At 69.8% G+C, this 16,254-nt stretch carries 14 protein-coding genes; 7 read left to right on the forward strand and 7 right to left on the reverse strand.

Annotated features, from left to right (window positions below; translation table 11 throughout):
• Positions 1-69 precede the first annotated feature (69 nt).
• The 3 genes from ACIBN2_RS12185 (at position 70) to ACIBN2_RS12195 (ending at position 2,443) form a co-directional block, all read left to right on the forward strand.
• Positions 70-528, forward strand: coding sequence for an RrF2 family transcriptional regulator (locus tag ACIBN2_RS12185; RefSeq protein ID WP_399134222.1), 459 nt, complete (start codon positions 70-72; stop codon positions 526-528).
• Positions 529-682: 154 nt separating this feature from the next.
• Positions 683-1,591: a sulfite exporter TauE/SafE family protein gene (locus tag ACIBN2_RS12190; protein ID WP_399134223.1), complete on the forward strand. Its 909-nt coding sequence runs from the start codon at positions 683-685 to the stop codon at positions 1,589-1,591.
• Between the two features lie 201 nt (positions 1,592-1,792).
• Complete coding sequence (locus ACIBN2_RS12195; RefSeq protein ID WP_399134224.1) at positions 1,793-2,443, forward strand: DUF4360 domain-containing protein; 651 nt, start codon at positions 1,793-1,795, stop codon at positions 2,441-2,443.
• A 56-nt stretch (positions 2,444-2,499) separates the two neighbouring features.
• Here ACIBN2_RS12195 and ACIBN2_RS12200 read toward each other — a convergent pair whose 3' ends face one another.
• Positions 2,500-3,273: an intradiol ring-cleavage dioxygenase gene (locus ACIBN2_RS12200; RefSeq protein ID WP_399134225.1), complete on the reverse strand. Its 774-nt coding sequence runs from the start codon at positions 3,271-3,273 to the stop codon at positions 2,500-2,502.
• Between the two features lie 196 nt (positions 3,274-3,469).
• Between ACIBN2_RS12200 and ACIBN2_RS12205 the strand changes: the two genes are divergently transcribed.
• Entirely contained in the window at positions 3,470-4,438 is a 969-nt protein-coding gene (locus ACIBN2_RS12205; RefSeq protein WP_399134226.1) for an ArsR/SmtB family transcription factor, read from the forward strand.
• Between the two features lie 21 nt (positions 4,439-4,459).
• Here the strand turns inward: ACIBN2_RS12205 and ACIBN2_RS12210 are convergent, their stop codons facing one another.
• Positions 4,460-5,074, reverse strand: coding sequence for a DUF4328 domain-containing protein (locus tag ACIBN2_RS12210; protein ID WP_399134227.1), 615 nt, complete (start codon positions 5,072-5,074; stop codon positions 4,460-4,462).
• Positions 5,075-5,238: 164 nt separating this feature from the next.
• Here ACIBN2_RS12210 and ACIBN2_RS12215 point away from each other — a divergent pair, with 164 nt between their 5' ends.
• The 3 genes from ACIBN2_RS12215 (at position 5,239) to ACIBN2_RS12225 (ending at position 9,219) form a co-directional block, all read left to right on the forward strand.
• The gene (locus ACIBN2_RS12215; RefSeq protein WP_399134229.1) at positions 5,239-6,210 is read left to right on the forward strand and encodes an arabinan endo-1,5-alpha-L-arabinosidase; all 972 of its coding nucleotides are present in this window, start codon (positions 5,239-5,241) and stop codon (positions 6,208-6,210) included.
• 111 nt (positions 6,211-6,321) lie between these two features.
• The gene (locus tag ACIBN2_RS12220; RefSeq protein WP_399134230.1) at positions 6,322-7,497 is read left to right on the forward strand and encodes a 4-hydroxybenzoate 3-monooxygenase; all 1,176 of its coding nucleotides are present in this window, start codon (positions 6,322-6,324) and stop codon (positions 7,495-7,497) included.
• An 81-nt stretch (positions 7,498-7,578) separates the two neighbouring features.
• The gene (locus tag ACIBN2_RS12225; protein ID WP_399134231.1) at positions 7,579-9,219 is read left to right on the forward strand and encodes a methyltransferase; all 1,641 of its coding nucleotides are present in this window, start codon (positions 7,579-7,581) and stop codon (positions 9,217-9,219) included.
• 6 nt (positions 9,220-9,225) lie between these two features.
• Here ACIBN2_RS12225 and ACIBN2_RS12230 read toward each other — a convergent pair whose 3' ends face one another.
• The 5 genes from ACIBN2_RS12230 to chvE all read right to left on the reverse strand — a co-directional run bounded on the left by ACIBN2_RS12230 (position 9,226) and on the right by chvE (position 16,212).
• Positions 9,226-10,866, reverse strand: coding sequence for a pyridoxal phosphate-dependent aminotransferase (locus ACIBN2_RS12230; protein ID WP_399134232.1), 1,641 nt, complete (start codon positions 10,864-10,866; stop codon positions 9,226-9,228).
• A 187-nt stretch (positions 10,867-11,053) separates the two neighbouring features.
• Positions 11,054-12,208: an aldose epimerase family protein gene (locus tag ACIBN2_RS12235; protein ID WP_399134233.1), complete on the reverse strand. Its 1,155-nt coding sequence runs from the start codon at positions 12,206-12,208 to the stop codon at positions 11,054-11,056.
• Positions 12,209-12,268: 60 nt separating this feature from the next.
• Positions 12,269-13,513, reverse strand: a complete 1,245-nt coding sequence (gene mmsB / locus ACIBN2_RS12240; RefSeq protein WP_399134234.1) for a multiple monosaccharide ABC transporter permease — start codon at positions 13,511-13,513, stop codon at positions 12,269-12,271.
• Complete coding sequence (mmsA, locus tag ACIBN2_RS12245) at positions 13,510-15,060, reverse strand: multiple monosaccharide ABC transporter ATP-binding protein (protein WP_399134235.1); 1,551 nt, start codon at positions 15,058-15,060, stop codon at positions 13,510-13,512. The genes mmsB and mmsA overlap by 4 nt, the downstream gene beginning before the upstream one ends.
• Before the next feature lie 45 nt (positions 15,061-15,105).
• The gene (gene chvE, locus ACIBN2_RS12250; RefSeq protein ID WP_399134236.1) at positions 15,106-16,212 is read right to left on the reverse strand and encodes a multiple monosaccharide ABC transporter substrate-binding protein; all 1,107 of its coding nucleotides are present in this window, start codon (positions 16,210-16,212) and stop codon (positions 15,106-15,108) included.
• Positions 16,213-16,254: the final 42 nt, after the last annotated feature.

Below are 16,254 nucleotides of genomic sequence, written 5' to 3' on the forward strand. Positions count from 1 at the left end.
CTCCCGTCGTGCCGGTCGGTCGGCGCGTGCGAGGTCATTGTGTACGGCACCAGCCAGCACAATGGTCGTATGAGGATCTCGGCACGGGCGGATTACGCGGTACGGGCGGTTCTTGAACTCGCCGTTCGGCAGGACGGCGGACCGGTGAAGGCGGAGGCGATCGCCGCCGCTCAGGACATTCCGCACAAGTTCCTCGAGGGCATCCTCGGTGACCTGCGGCGGGCCGGCGTCGTCGACAGCCGGCGCGGCGGCAACGGCGGCTACCGGCTGGCGCGCGACGCCTCCGAGATCACGGTCGCGGACGTCATCCGCGCCGTCGACGGCCCGATCGTCTCCGTCCGCGGCGAGCGCCCCACGGGCCTGGAGTACACCGGCTCCGCCCAGCCGCTGCTCCCCCTGTGGATCGCCCTGCGGGCCAATGTGCGCCGCATCCTGGAGGGCGTCACGGTCGCCGACATCGCGGCGGACGCCCTCCCGGACCCGGTACGGCAGCTGGCGGCGGAGCCGGCGGCCTGGGAGAACCCGTAGGCAGCTGTGTGCGCCGTCCCGGCGTCTTGGGCGTCTCCGCCGTCTCACAGAGTGTCCTCAGCTTGACGTCCTGGCATCGGGCCGCGTTGATTCCTACTAGGCCGATGGGAAAACCAGGGAATCAACGGGACGACGGAAGACGACGGGACCTCCTATGCAGACGCTGATCCTGCTCGCCCTCGCGGGGCTGGGCGCCCAGCTCGTGGACGGCAGCCTCGGCATGGCGCACGGGGTGATCTCGACCGTGCTGCTGCTGGGCCTGGGCGCGAGCCCGGCCGCCGCCTCGGCCGTCGTCCACTTCGCGCAGATAGGCACGGGGCTGGTGTCCGGCGTCTCGCACGCGCGGTTCGGGAACGTCGACTGGAAGGTCGTGGCGCGGATCGGGGTGCCGGGGGCGGCGGGGGCGTTCGTGGGGGCGACCCTGCTGGCGGGGATGTCGACGGCGGTGGCGGAGCCGGTGATGGCGGTGATCCTGCTCGCGCTCGGCCTGTATGTGACATACCACTTCACCGTGCACGGAGTTCCGCGCGGCAAGCTCGGCCGCCCCCTCCGCAAACGATTCCTCGTCCCGGTCGGCCTCGCCGCCGGCTTCCTCGGCGCGACCGGCGGGGGCGGCTGGGGCCTGATCGGCACCCCGGCCCTGCTGGTCAGCGGGCGTCTCGAACCGCGCAAGGTGATCGGCTCCGTCGACGCAAGCAAGGCGCTGGTGGCCGTCGCCGCGAGTCTGGGCTTCCTGTTCTCCCTCGGCTCGCACGGGGTGAACTGGGCGTGGGTGCTCGCGTTCCTCCTCGGCGGCATGGTCATCGCCCCGGTCGCCGCCTGGCTGGCCCGCTTCGTCGCCCCGCGCATCCTCGGCTCGACGGTCGGCGGCCTCATCGTGCTGCTCAACGCCCGCACTCTGCTGGACGCCTCGGGCGCCGCGTCGGGCGCGCCGAGCGTATGCGTGTACGTCGTCCTCTACGCCCTGTGGGCCGCCGCCCTGACCCACTCGGTCCGCGCCCACCGCCGGGAGAAGACACACGCGCCCGAATCCGCCGAGGAGCGGCAGCCCGTCGGCGCCTAGGTATCAACTGCGCCTCTTTTCAACAGAGTTCGCACACACGGGCACCCTGTGAAATCCACGACTGTGAATGGCCTGAGTTCGCCCTGACCACCGGTTGCGCGCTTCCCTACGATGCGTTCGCCTCCGGTCTTCACAGGAACCTCACCGGTTCTCCATGGGCCGCGGGCGAGCCACCCCCCACTCACAGAAGCCGGAGAGACCATGGCTGGTGGACTCCTTCTGAGCGGAGCGGTAGCCGCTCTGCTCACCACCGCGATACCCGCGCACAACCCCTCGGGCGGGTTCGACGACCCGCCCCCGGACAAGATCATCATCAAGGTCGCCACGGTGAACGGCTCGGGCTGCCCGCAGGGCACGACCGCGGTCGCCGTCTCCGAGGACAACACGGCCTTCACGGTCACCTACAGCGACTACCTCGCCCAGGCGGGCGGCGGCTCCGATCCCACGGCGTTCCGCAGAAACTGCCAGCTCAACCTGGTCGTGCACGTCCCACAGGGCTTCACCTACGCGATCGCCAGCGCCGACTACCGGGGCTTCGCCTCGCTCCAGTCCGGCGCGAGCGGCACGCAGAAGGCCTCGTACTACTTCCAGGGCTCACCGAACACCGCGCAGAAGACCCATCCCTTCAACGGCCCCTACGACGACAACTGGCAGGCCACCGACTCCACCGACTGGGCCCAACTGGTCTGGGCGCCCTGTGGAGTTCAGCGCAACTTCAACATCAACACGGAGCTGCGGGTGACGGCCGGCTCCACCTCCGCCGACAAGGTCAGCTTCATGACCATGGACTCGACGGACGGTGACATCAGCACGGTGTACCACATGGCGTGGAAGGAGTGTCCGAGTTCCTGACGCACGGCGAAGGGGTGGCCCGCGCGCACCGCGGGCCACCCCGGTCCTGTGCCGGCTCAGGACCGGTCGACGCCCAGGGTCAGAGCGGCGCGGTAGCCGGCGGCGGGGGAGCTGCCCAGCGCGGTCAGGGTGAGCAGGCCGGAGGAGGCGCCTGCATCGTCGTAGATCCCGTCCTGGGCGAGGGTCGTGCGGGGGACCGTGTTGGTCGAGTACGGCGAGACCTTGGCGACCTGGGTCGTGATCGTCTCGTCGAAGAAGAGCTGTCCGGTGTGGAGCTCCTGGCCGCCCTCGAACGAGCCGTCGGAGGTCGGCGTGACACCGGTGTGCACCTTGACGTGGATGTGGACGCACCGGCCGCGGTACCAGCCCGGGTAGATCGTGGTGAGACCGGCGGCCCCGGCGGAGTCGGTGAGCACGCCGCCGCGCAGGAAGGTGCCGTCGTCCGGCTCGCTGTGGCCGTTGTTGCCGACGTAGCCGGAGTACTCGCCGAGGGCGTCGCAGTGCCAGATCTCGACCAGCGCGTCTCCGATGGCGGCGCAGGTGCCGTCGTCGACGACGGTCAGGGCGAGCTGGAGGGGGATGCCCGCCTTGCCTTCGGTGACGTCGGGGCGGACGAGCGCTCCGTCGAGGTAGTAGGGGCCTTCGGTCATCTCCTTCGTGAGGGTGCAGACGGCCGCCGCCGCGGCGGCGGGCTCGGCGTGGGCCGCGTCGGTCGCGGCGGCCGCGGGGGCTTCCGGTGCGGCGGCGGAGACGGCGAGCGTCGCGGCCGTGGCGCCCGTGGCGATCAGTACGGTTCTGCGCCCGATCCCGGGCTCTGTGGTTTCTGTCATGAACACGGCACCGTAGGGAGCGAGGCTGTAGGCGAGCTGTCAGTTGGGCAAAGTGACGCGCCGTCAAGTTCCCTGCCGGTCATCCGGCCGGACCGCCCGCCTCTTCGCTCCTGCCGACCCCCTGACATCTGAGGGTGGCAGGCGGCACGTTCTCGCCGATCATGTGAGTGACACTGCCGAACGGGGATGGCACAACATGGCGGTACGCATTCACTTCACCGACGACGACCTCGCCCAGACCAGGCTCGCGCAGGCGCCCGATCCCATGTGGGAGGCGCTGCTGAGCATGCACATGCTCCAGACGGACACCGCGTCCTTCGTCTTCGGCGGCTGGCGGCAGGCGGTGCGCCGCCGCCTGACCGCCCCCTTGAGCGCGCTGCTCCGGCTCGCTCCGCCCGCCGGCTACTCGGCGGACTTCCTCACCCCGGCGGCCGGCGCGGGCGGCCTGGACGCCGGGGTCGGCGCCCTGCTGTCCACGCCGCGGCAGCGGCTCGCGCACGATCTCGTCGAACTGACCCGCGGCGGGCGGCGGCTGCCGTCGTGGGCCGGGCTCCTGGCCGGCGGCGACGCGGACGCCGTCAGGCATCTCGGGCGCCTGCACCGGCACTACTTCGCGACCGCGCTGGCCCCCTGGTGGAGCCGGATCCGCAGCCGCTTCGACACCGAACGCGCCCTGCACGGCCGCTACTTGGCCGAAGGTGACCTGGGGGGACTGCTCAACACCCTGCACTCCGGGCTGGTCTGGCGCCGGCCGGTCCTGGAACTCACGGGCCTGGGCGTCGACCGCGACGTGCATCTCGACGGGCGCGGACTCCTGGTGCTTCCCTCGTACTTCTGCTGGCGCCGGCCCACGCTGCTCAAGGACCCCGCGCTGCCGTGCGTCGTCGTCTACCCCATGCCGCACGAGACGGCCCTGAGCACCACGTCCGGCCTGCGCTCCCTGAACGCCCTCCTCGGCCGCACCCGCGCCGAGATCCTGGAAACGGTGGCCGGCCGGGGCGTGACGACGACCGAACTCGCCCACGACACGGGCGTCGCCCCGGCCACCGCCAGCCACCACGTCGGCATCCTCCGCAAGGCGGGCCTGCTCAGCACCTGCCGGGCGGGCAGGGTCGTCCTGCACACGGCGACACCCCTGGGGCTGGCGCTGCTGGACGGCAGGTGACGTGGTCGACCTGACGGTCAATCAAGCCTCTTGCAGAACAGCCCGTTCGGCGCCGAGCGCACTGCTCTGCAGAGAGGTGATCCGCTGGACCACGCAGACGGCGAGGACCGCGGCGGTGATGTTCAGTACCTGCGTCACCGCCAGGAGGGGCAGCGAGGCCGAGGACCGGCCGATCGTGGCGATCACCACGTGCGCCGCCCACGCCAGCCACCAGGCGTTCACCAGGGCGTCGTCACGGCCCTTGTCCATCCTCCGGGCGCCGCTCGCCCGTTGGGTGCCGAGGAGCAGTCCACGCGGCACCCATAGATTGACCAGCGGTACGAGCCATGCGACGACGGCCCAGAGGTCGGAGCCCAGGTCCGCGCCGGGCGAGATGAGCCGGGCATTGCTCCGGCAGCGGTGGAACCACATCAGGAACAGGATCGCCGCCAGCGTGACGGCGTAGGCGGACGCCATCGACACGAGCCCCGACCGGCTCACCGGGGTCTCCTCGGGGTCCAGCCGATGGGCTCTCAATGTCACGGCCCGGAACACCTCCGCGACGGCCGCCATGGCGATCGCGGCCTGCGCGAGACGGGCAAGCAGGCGAGGTGCCTTGGGAGCGGCGGGACTGAAGGGTCTGTCGGGTTCGGTCATGGCGCGGAGCATATTCGCTCACAGGTTCGCCTGAGTTCGAGTGGGCCGTCGATGTTTGGGCCATTGACGCGCAAGGGGTTCGATTCTACGGTCCCGTCCGAAGCTCTGATCGCCGATCGACATATCGAACGGATCGAGTTCCCCCCACCTCAAGGAGCGTCAGCGTGAGTCGTACCTCCCGCACCAGGACCGCTCTACTCGCCGTCCCCGCCGCCGTCCTGCTCGCCCTGGTTCCGGGCGCGGCGTCGGCGTACCCGAATCCCGGCGCGGTGACCGGTGATGTCGTCGTCCACGACCCGACGATGATCCGGACCTCCGGCGGCCGCTATCTGCTGTACTCCACGGGCGGCGGCCTGGGCTACAGGACGTCCACCGACCGGATCGCCTTCGCCGCCGGCAGCGACGCGTTCCCGGCCGAGCCGGGCTGGTGGTCGTCGTACGCCACCGAGGCGTGGGCGCCGGACATCTCGTACCACAGCGGCAAGTACCTGATGTACTACGCCGTTTCGACGTTCGGCTCCAACAAGTCCGCCATAGGGATGGCGGGTTCGCCGACCGGGCTGCCGGGCTCGTGGACGGACTACGGCGTCGTCTACACCTCCACCACCTCCAGCGACTACAACGCCATCGACCCGAACCTCTTCGTCGACGACAACGGCAAGTGGTGGCTGTCCTTCGGGAGTTGGTGGACCGGGATCAAGATGATCCAGATCGACCCGGCCACCGGAAAGCAGCTCGCCTCCAACACCACCCGGTACTCCATCGCCTCCCGCCCGACCGGGACGAAGGCCGTCGAGGCGCCGTACGTGGTGAAGCGGAACGGCTACTACTACCTCTTCGCCTCGTACGACACCTGCTGCGCCGGCACCAGTTCGACGTACAAGGTGAAGGTGGGGCGGGCCACCGGTGTCACCGGGCCGTACTACGACAAGAGCGGCGTGGCGATGACGAACAACGGCGGCACACCCGTGCTGGAGTCGCACGGCAGCGTCATCGGCCCCGGCGGACAGTCGATCATGAACGACTCCGACGGCGACCTGATCGTCTACCACTACTACGACGGCAACGACAACGGCACGCCCAAGCTCGGCATCAACCTGCTGAACTGGAGCAGCGGTTGGCCCGTGGCGTACTAGACGGCACCCGGCCTCCACCCGTACGGGCTAATCGACCGTTTTTGTGTGCGTTCGGTAAAGAACCGGGTGATATGAAACCCCTTGGCCGAAAGCACAACTTCAGAGGCGGGCATGGGGAATCGGTTCGACACGGGGGCTCAGTTCGGTGTGGTGATCGTCGGGGCCGGTCCCGCGGGGCTGGTCCTGGGGAATCTGCTGCTGGACCGGGGCGTCGACTGCGTGATCCTCGAGCGCCGGGGCCGCGAGGCCGTGGAGGGCCGGGCCAGGGCCGGGTTCCTGGCGGCCCACTCCGTGCGCGTGCTCGCGGAGAACGGCCTCGGCGCCGGAGTGCGGGCCCGGGGACAGGAGCACGGAACCTGTCTGTTCCGCAGCGGGCAGGGGGAGTTCACCCTCGACTACGGGCGGCTGGGGCGCGGCGAGGTGCACACCGTCTACCCCCAGCAGGAACTGGTGCGGGACCTGGTGGCCGAGTACCTGCGGCGCGGCGGTGAACTCCGGTTCGGGGCCGAGGCCGAGGAGATCTCGGAGGGCCGGGTGCGGGTGCGCGGCGGCGCCGACGTGACCGGACGGTACGTCGCCGGCTGCGACGGGCACCGGGGCGTCGCCCGCCGGGCCCTCACCGCGCAGGGGGTGCCGACGGCCCGCTGGGACCACGGCGTGTCCTGGCTGGCCGTGCTGGCCGCGGCCCCGCCGAGCCTCGCGGCCGTCGGATACGCCCTGCACGAGCGGGGGTTCGCGGGACACATGGCGCGTACGCAGACCGTCACCCGCTACTACCTCCAGTGCCCGCGCGGAACTGATCCCGACGAATGGGACGAGGACCGGATCTGGTCGGAGCTCGCGACGCGGATGCGGACCGCCGAGTTCGGTCCGCTCAGGGCCGGCCGCGTCCTGGAGAGAGCCGTCGTCGACCTGCGCTCGGACGTGCTGCAGAGGCCGGGCGCCGGGCGGCTGTGGCTGGCCGGGGACGCCGCCGGGCTGATCAGCCCCTCGGCCGCCAAGGGCGCCAACCTCGCCGTGCTCCAGGCCGAGCGGCTGGCCCGGGCGTTCGGGGAGGCGCTGGCCGACGGCGACGAGGGCGGTCTGGGCCGGTACGCCGCGGACTGCCTGCCCCGCGTCTGGCGGGCCCATGAGTTCTCGCACTGGATGAGCGGCCTGCTGCACGGCCCGGCCGGCGACGACGCCGAGTCCCGCTACGGGCGGGCCCTGCAGTACGCCCGCCTGGAGAGTCTGCGCACCTCCCGCGCCCACCAGGACCACTTCGCCGAGAACTACACCGGCATCTGACCCGCGCAGCGCGCACCGCCGTACCCGCACCGCCGTACCCGCACCGCGATTCACGCACCCCCACGATCACCGGGAACCTCATTGAACCTCCCCGTCGTACAAGCACGCCTGGCCGAGGCCGACCTGGAGCGGATCCGGCGCGCGGCCGACTACGTCCTCGCCCACGACACGGACCAGGTCCTGGGCGAACTGCTGCCCGACCTGACCGCGCGGGACCGGGCCGACGTCGCGCGCCACCTCGTCTTCGACCACACCGCCGTGCTCGTCTTCCCCGGCTCCCTGGACGGGCTGTGCGAGGAACTGCGCGCACGCGGCCTGGAGCCGGGGCCCGTGACACCGAGCGTGGTGGTCCGCGAGCGGCTGGCACGGCGCTACGGCGCCGTGGTCGGCGAGAGCCCGGTCGGCATCGTGCACGTGGCTGTCGGCGGGCGCAGCGTGGAGATCTTCGCGCTGCCCGTACCACCGGACTCCCCGCTGGAGGCCGTCGCCGCCGACGAGCGTGCCGCCGGACACGAGGCGCACCACGCCTTCGCGCTGACCTCGCCGGGAGCGGTGGTGCCGGCCGGGCTGCGCACCCTGCTCCAGGAGCGGGGCGGCGCGGTGCCCGACGGCGGCGGCTACAACGGCCACGAGGACGTGACCGTCCTGTACTTCCGCAGCAGGCGCCATCAGCGCTTCGAGGTGCGCCTGCCCGGCCGGCACGAGCCGCTGCCGGACCCGGCGGTCTCCCTGCTCGGCGTGCTGACCGGCGCCTGGGCCACCCAGGCCGTCGCCACCATGGCCGCACTGCGGATCGCCGACCATCTCGCCCACCGGCCGGGCCTCGGCGCCGACGCCCTGGCCGGCCTCACCGGCACCGACCCGGACGCGCTGCGACGGCTGCTGCGCTATCTGGGCTCGCTGGGCCTGCTGACGTCGGCCGACAGCACCTACCACCTCACCGCCCTCGGCCAACTCCTGCGCACCGACGCCGAGTTCTCCCTGCACCCGCTGGCGCTGCTGTACGGCGGCCTGTTCTACGACTCCTTCGCCGGCCTGACGCACTCCGTACGCACCGGCGAGGAGGCCTTCGCCCACCGCTACGGGCAGCACCACTTCCCCTACCTCGCCGAACGCCCCGAGCTGGGCGCGCTGTTCCACCGTGCCATGGCCGCGAGCGCGGAGATGTTCACCCCCGTGCCGGCGCTGGTGGACTTCTCCGGCGTACGGCGCGTGGTCGACGTCGGCGGCGGCAACGGCGCGCTGCTCTCCCGTGTGCTGCGGGCGCACCGCCACGTGGAAGGCGTGCTGCTGGAACGCCCGCAGGCGCTGGAGGCGGCGCGGACGGAACTGGCCGCGCTGGGCCTGGACCGGCGCTGCTCCTTCGTGCCCGGCGACTTCACGGAGGAGGTGCCGTCCGGCGGCGACGTCTACCTTCTCTCCCGGGTGCTGCACGACTGGGACGACGACCGGTGCCTGGCCATCCTGCGCCGGTGCGCGCAGGCGATGCGTCCGGGTGCGCAACTCCTGCTGGTGGAGCGCCTGTTGCCGGGGCGCGAGGGCATCCCGTCCCCGGCGGTGGCGTGGGACGTCCACATGCTGTGCAACGTCGGCGGCCGGGAACGGGACGAGCGCCACTACCGGCGCCTGCTGGCCGCGACGGGCTTCGAGCTCACGGCCTGCCACGACCTGCCTCTGGGGGCGTCCTTGCTGCACGCGGTGCGCGGCGACGCGCTCCACTAGGGCGCGTCAGCCGGTCTGCCCCATCCCGGCCGCGTTCGGCCAGCTCTGGGCGTTGGGCCAGCCGGTCGCCGGGGCGGGGGAGAGATCCTGCGGGGGACCGGTGGTGCCCCGGACCTGGGCGGCCGTGAGGCCGCCGCGGGCCGGGACGCCGGGCGGGGTGGGGCCGGTCGGCATCGCGGGGGTCATGGGCGGGGGCACCGGTGCCGGGGCGGGTGCCTGCGGCATCGGGGCGGGTGCGGGCATCGCCGCGGGCGGCATCGCCGCGGGCGCCTGCGCCGGCATGCCGACCACGGGCTGGGGCCCGGTCTGGGTCATCTGGGCCACCATCGGCATGGGCATCCCCGGGTCGACCGGCGGGTACTGCGCCGCCGCCGGCATCGGCATGCCGACCTCGGCGGGCGGACCACCGGCGGCCATCGCCGCGAGACCGTGCATGCCGGCTCCGTTGGTGGCGCTGACCAGCCGGTCCACGGCCGCCGTGCCCGAGCTGTAGCTGGTCCCTGTGCCCAGCTCCGGCACGGCGGCTCCCCTCCTGGTCCCGTAGAGCACCTGTTCCAGGCCGGACACCAGGCGACGCACATCCACCTGGGGGCGCACCACGAGTCTCAGGAAGCGGCTGGACGAACCGATCTTGTTGCCGCACTCACGGACCAGGATGCGGTGCTCGGTGAGCATCCGGTCCCGGACCACGGTGCCTTCGGCGCCCACGGGGAGGCGCACGAAGAGGAAGTTTCCCTGGGAGGGGTAGACGGTCAGGCCGGGCAGGGCGGAGAGCTGGCTCGCCATGTCCAGGCGGTCGCGGCGGATCTGCTGGAGGCTCTGGGCGTACTCGGCGCCGTGCTCCTTCAGCATGAACACCACGTGTTCGGCGAAGGAGTTGAGGTTCCACTTGGGGAGCATCGAGCGGACCCGGCCCGCGAGGGCGGGGTTGGCGACCAGATAGCCGAAGCGTATGCCGTGCAGGCCGAAGTTCTTGCCGAGGCTGCGCAGCACGACGACGTTGGGGCGGATCATCGCGTCCTGGACGACGGACGGTTCGGCCTCGGCGTCCGCGAACTCCAGGAACGACTCGTCGACGACGATCAGGTCCAGGTCGGCCATGGCGTCCATGAACTGCACCAGCGCGTGCCGCTGCAGATAGCCGCCGTCGGGATTGTTCGGGTTGCAGACCACCGCGACCCGGGTGCCGCGCTTGCGGATGAACTCGGCGTACTGGGCGAGGTCCAGGGCGAAGCCGCTGGACTCCTGGAGCGGGAACATGTCGACCCGCTTGCCGGTCTCCATCGGCTGGTCGGTCCAGCGGCCGAAGGTGGGGACGGGGATGGCGAGGGACTCGCGGACCATCAGGTGGTCGATCCAGGTGATCAGTTCCGTCGAGCCGTTGCCCATCGCCACGCACTGCGGCGGCAGCTGGAGCAGGTTGCACAGCTCGGCGGTGATCGTGTCGGCGCTGCTCGGGTAGTACGTGACGATGTCGCGGAGACGGGCCGCCATGTCCTCGAACATCGCCGGGGTGGGGAAATAGGGATTGCAGGGAATGCAGAAGTCGACCGGACCGGTCCCGTCGCCGCCCTCCCGTGTCAACGCCGCCATCGAAGGGCTGTGTGCCGCATTGCTGCGGAACAGCGAGGTGACGTTGTCGGCCATGGAACCTCCGTATGAGGCGGGCCCGGTGGTCGCAATCCGGGCCCGTCGTGTGCGGGTGGCCCGCGCGGGGGAGCGCGGGCCGCCCTTTCATACGAAGTGGTGCGTGGCGCTGTTCAACGAATGTGAAACTACGGTGACTTCGGGAACCGGAATGCCTTGCTCACCGTCCCCGCGCGGGTGCCCGGTGTCACACGCCGAACGAGTGCACCGTCGTCGTCCGGTACGTCTGCCCCGGCCGCAGCACGGTCGAGGGCCACGACGGCTCGTTCGGGGAGTCCGGGAAGTGCTGCGTCTCCAGGCACAGTCCGTCGCCCTGCCGGTAGGTGCGGCCGGAGGTGCCGACGAGGGTGCCGTCGAGGAAGTTCCCGGAGTAGAACTGCAGGCCGGGCTGGTCGGTGGCGATCTTCAGGGTGCGGCCGGAGCGCGGGTCGCGCAGGGTGGCGATGTGCTCGGGCTTCGCGGTGACGCCCTTGTCCAGGACCCAGTTGTGGTCGAAGCCCTTGGCCTGCACCTGCTGGGGGTGGCCCGCGCGGATGTCCCGGCCGACCGGCTTGCCCTTGCGGAAGTCGAAGGGGGTGCCGGAGACCTTCGCCAGCTCACCCGTGGGGATCAGACCCGTGTCGGTGGGCGTGTAGCGGGACGCGGCGATCGTGAGCTCGTGGTCCTCGATCGTGCCGCTGCCCTCACCGGCGAGGTTCCAGTAGGTGTGGTTGGTGAGGTTGACCACGGTCGGCTTGTCGGTGGTGGCCTCGTAGTCGATGCGCCACTCGCCGTGCCGGTTCAGGGTGAAGGTGACCTTGGTCTTCAGCGTGCCGGGGTAGCCCATCTCGCCGTCGACGCTCGTGTAGTACAGGTGCAGGCCGACGTCGGAGCCGGAGGTGAAGCCCTCCACGTCCCACACCTTGGTGTTGAAGCCCTTGGCGCCGCCGTGCAGGCTGTTCACCCCGTCGTTGACGCTGAGCTGGTATTTCTTGCCGTCCAGGGTGAACTGGCCCTTGGCGATGCGGTTGCCGTAGCGGCCGATCGTCGCGCCGAAGAAGGTGGTGCCGGCGACGTAGGCCGCGAGGTTGTCGTAACCGAGCGAGACGTTGACGTGACGGCCGTGCCGGTCGGGGATCTCCAGGGACTGGATGATGCCGCCGTAGGACAGGACCTTCAGCCGGGTGCCGCCGTTCTCCAGGGACCAGCGGTAGACCTTGGTGCCGTCGGCCAGCTTGCCGAAGAGCTCCTTGACCGGCCTGCCGCGCCCCGAGGAGGCTTCGGCGGTGCCGGTGCCGAGCGTGGTCGCGGCGATGCCCGCCGCGGCTGCGCCTGCGATGACTGTGCGTCTGTTCAGTTCCATGTGTGCGGCTCCCGTGAAGGGGTGGGGCCCCGCCACGGTGGCGGGGCCCGAGCTGACTACTTACGAACCGGACTTGCGCTTGTTCCACACGTCGAAGCCGACCGCGGCCAGCAGGGCGAGGCCCTTGATGACCTGCTGCCAGTCGGTGCCGACGCTGAGGAGGTTCATGCCGTTGTTCAGCACGCCGAGGACGAGACCACCGATGATCGCGCCGAGGACGGTTCCCACACCGCCGCTCATGGACGCGCCACCGATGAACGACGAGGCGATGGCCTCGAGTTCGAAGTTCAGGCCCGCCTTCGGAGAGGCCGCGTTCAGGCGGGCGGCGACCACCAGACCCGCCAGGGCCGCGAGCACGCCCATGTTCAGGAAGACAAGGAAGGTGACCTTCTTGTCCTTGACGCCGGACAGCTTGGCCGCCGGCAGGTTGCCGCCGATCGCGTAGATGTGCCGGCCGAAGACCGCGTTGCGCATGACGTAGCCGTAGCCGACCACCAGCACGCCGAGGACGATCAGGATGATGGGCGCGCCCTGGTAGCTGGCGAGCAGCATCGTGACCGCCAGGATCGCGGCGGCGATGGCGACGAGCTTGAGCAGGAAGGCGTTGCGCGGCAGCACGTCCAGCGAGAACTCCTGCTCGCGCTTGCGGTCGCGGACCTCCTGGTAGATCACGAAGGCCAGCAGCACGAACCCGAGCAGCAGCGTGAGGTTGTGGTAGTTGGTCTTCGGGCCGACCTCCGGCAGGAAGCCGTTGCCGAGCTTCTGCAGACCGTCCGGGAACGGGCCGAGGGTCTGGCCCTGGAGGAAGATCTCCGTCAGACCGCGGAAGAGCAGCATGCCCGCCAGGGTCACGATGAAGGACGGTATGCCGAGATACGCGATCAGATAGCCCTGCACCGAGCCGGCGACCGCGCCCACCAGCAGGGACAGCACGAGGGCGACCGGCCACGCCACGTGGTGCTGCACCGTCAGCACGGCCGCGAACGCGCCCACGAACGCCGTCAGCGAGCCGACCGACAGGTCGATGTGGCCCGCGATGATCACGAGCATCATGCCGATCGCGAGGATCAGGATGTAGCTGTTCTGCAGCACCAGGTTGGAGACGTTGCGCGGCAGCAGCAGGTCGCCGCCGGTCCACACCTGGAACAGGACCACGATCAGGCCGAGCGCGATGAGCATGCCGTACTGCCGCATGTTGCGCTTGAGGCCGCCCAGCATCAGCTGCAGCAGTCCCTCGGAGCCCGAACCCCCGCTCCTGCCGGGCGGCGCCGAGGCCGGGACCTTGTCCGTCACATCCGTGCTCATCGGGTTACCTCTTTGTCCTTCGTCATCTGGCGCATCAGCACTTCCTGCGTGGCCTCGGCCCGCGGAACCTCACCCGTGAGCCGCCCGGCGGCCATGGTGTAGATGCGGTCGCACATGCCGAGCAGTTCGGGCAGCTCGGAGGAGATGAAGACGACCGCCTTGCCCTCGGCGGCCAGCTGGTCGATGACCGTGTAGATCTCGTACTTGGCGCCCACGTCGATGCCCCGGGTGGGCTCGTCCAGGATCAGCACCTCGGGACCCGCGAAGATCCACTTGCTGAGGACGACCTTCTGCTGGTTGCCGCCGGAGAGCTTGCCCGCCGGCTCGAAGACGGTCGGCGCCTTGATGTTCATCGACTTGCGGAAGCGCTCGGCGACCTGCCGCTCCTCGTGCTCGTCGACCACGCCCCGCTTCGCGACCTTGTCCAGCGCGGTCAGCGAGATGTTGCGGTTGATGGTGTCGATGAGGTTGAGGCCGTAGTGCTTGCGGTCCTCGGTGACGTACGCGATGCCGTGCCCGACCGCCTCCGCGACGGTCTTGGTGCGGATCTCCGTGCCGTCCTTGAGGACCGTGCCGCTCGCGTGCCGGCCGTAGCTGCGCCCGAAGACGCTCATTGCGAGCTCGGTGCGGCCGGCGCCCATCAGGCCCGCGATGCCGACGATCTCCCCGCGCCGCACATGGACCGACACGTCGTCGACGACCTTGCGCTGCTGGTCGATCGGATGGTGCACGGTCCAGTTGCGGACCTCCAGCGCCGGGGCCGCGTCCACCTCTCCCTCGTACGGCGTGCGGTGGGGGAAGCGGTGGTCGAGGTCGCGGCCGACCATACCCGAGATGATCCGGTCCTCGGTGGTCTCCGGCGCCTTCACGTCGAGCGTCTCGATCGACCGGCCGTCACGGATGATCGTCACCGAGTCGGCGACCTTGCGGATCTCGTTCAGCTTGTGGGAGATGATGATCGAGGTGATGCCCTGCTTCTTCAACTCCAGGATCAGATCGAGGAGTTTGCCGCTGTCCTCGTCGTTCAGAGCCGCGGTCGGCTCGTCGAGGATGAGCAGCTTCACCTTCTTCGACAGCGCCTTGGCGATCTCCACCAGCTGCTGCTTGCCCACGCCGATGTCGGCGATCCGGGTCTCCGGGTGGTCGGACAGACCGACCCGGCGCAGCACCTCGGTGGCGTGCTTCAGCGTCTCCCGCCAGTTGATCAGCCCGCGCGAGGCGTGCTCGTTGCCGAGGAAGATGTTCTCCGCGATCGACAGGAAGGGCACCAGCGCCAGTTCCTGATGGATGATCACGATTCCGCGCTGCTCGCTCGCCCGGATGTCCTTGAACTCGCAGACCTCTCCCTCGAAGAGGATCTCGCCCTCGTACGTGCCGTGCGGATGGACGCCGGAGAGCACCTTCATCAAGGTGGACTTTCCGGCGCCGTTCTCACCGCAGATGGCATGGACCTCGCCCTGACGGACCGTCAGCGTGACGTCCGACAGTGCTTTGACGCCGGGAAAGGTCTTGACGATCGAGCGCATTTCCAGGACGGGTCCCGCCATGGTCGTGCCCTTTCAATTCGTAGATGTGACCGACATGGCAAGGGGCTACTGAAGCTCGCTCGCCTTGTAGTAGCCGGTGTCGACCAGTTCCTTCTGGTAGTTGGTCTTGTCGACGCTCACCGGCTGGAGCAGCATCGCCGGGACGACCTTGGTGCCGTTGTCGTAGGTCTTGGTGTCGTTGGTCTGCGGCTTCTTGCCGTTGAGCGCGTCGTCGACCATGCCCGCGGCGACGTCGGCGAGCTTGCGGGTGTCCTTGTAGACGGTCTGCGTCTGCTGGCCGGCGATGATCGACTTCACCGAGGCGAGCTCTGCGTCCTGGCCGGTGATGACCGGCAGCGGCTTGCTCGAGGAGCCGTAACCGTCGGACTTCAGCGCGGAGATGATGCCGATGGAGATGCCGTCGTACGGCGAGAGCACGGCGTCGACCCGGCCGCTCTTGTACGACGAGGTGAGGATGTCCTCCATGCGGTGCTGGGCGGTGGTGCCGTCCCAGCGCAGCGTGGTGACCTTGGTGAGCGCGGTCTGGCCGGACTTGACGACGAGCTTCTTCTTGTCGATGTACGGCTGGAGCACGCTCATCGCGCCGTTGAAGAAGTACTTGGTGTTGTTGTCGTCGTTGGAGCCGGCGAACAGCTCGATGTTGAACGGGCCCTTGCCGCTCTTCAGGCCCAGCTTGTCGACGATGTAGTTGGCCTGCAGCTCGCCGACCTTGGTGTTGTCGAACGACGCGTAGTAGTCGACGTTCTTGGTGCCGAGGATCAGGCGGTCGTAGGAGATCACCGGGATCTTGGCGTCGGCGGCCTGCTGCAGCACGTTGTTCAGGGACTTGTTGTCGATGGCCGCGATGATCAGGCCCTTGACGCCCTGCGTGATGAGGTTCTCGATCTGCGAGACCTGCTGGTCGGGGTCGTCCTCGCCGTAGACCAGCTTGGTCTTGTAGCCCTTGGCCTTGAGGTCCTTGACGACGTTGTTGCCGTCCGCGATCCAGCGCTCGGAGGACTTGGTCGGCATCGCGATGCCGATGGTGCCGCCCTTGGCGCTGCCCGTGTCCTCCTTGCTGCCGCCCTCGCTGTTCTGACCGCAGGCGGTCAGCGTGAGAGCGAGGGAAGCGGCTCCGGCTATGAGGGTGAGGGCGCTTCTACGAGTACGCATGGTGATCGTCCCTGTTCTTCTCTTCGTTGAGATGTCTGAAAG

This window comes from Streptomyces sp. NPDC050534, from assembly GCF_044457745.1.
GTDB lineage: Bacteria > Actinomycetota > Actinomycetes > Streptomycetales > Streptomycetaceae > Streptomyces.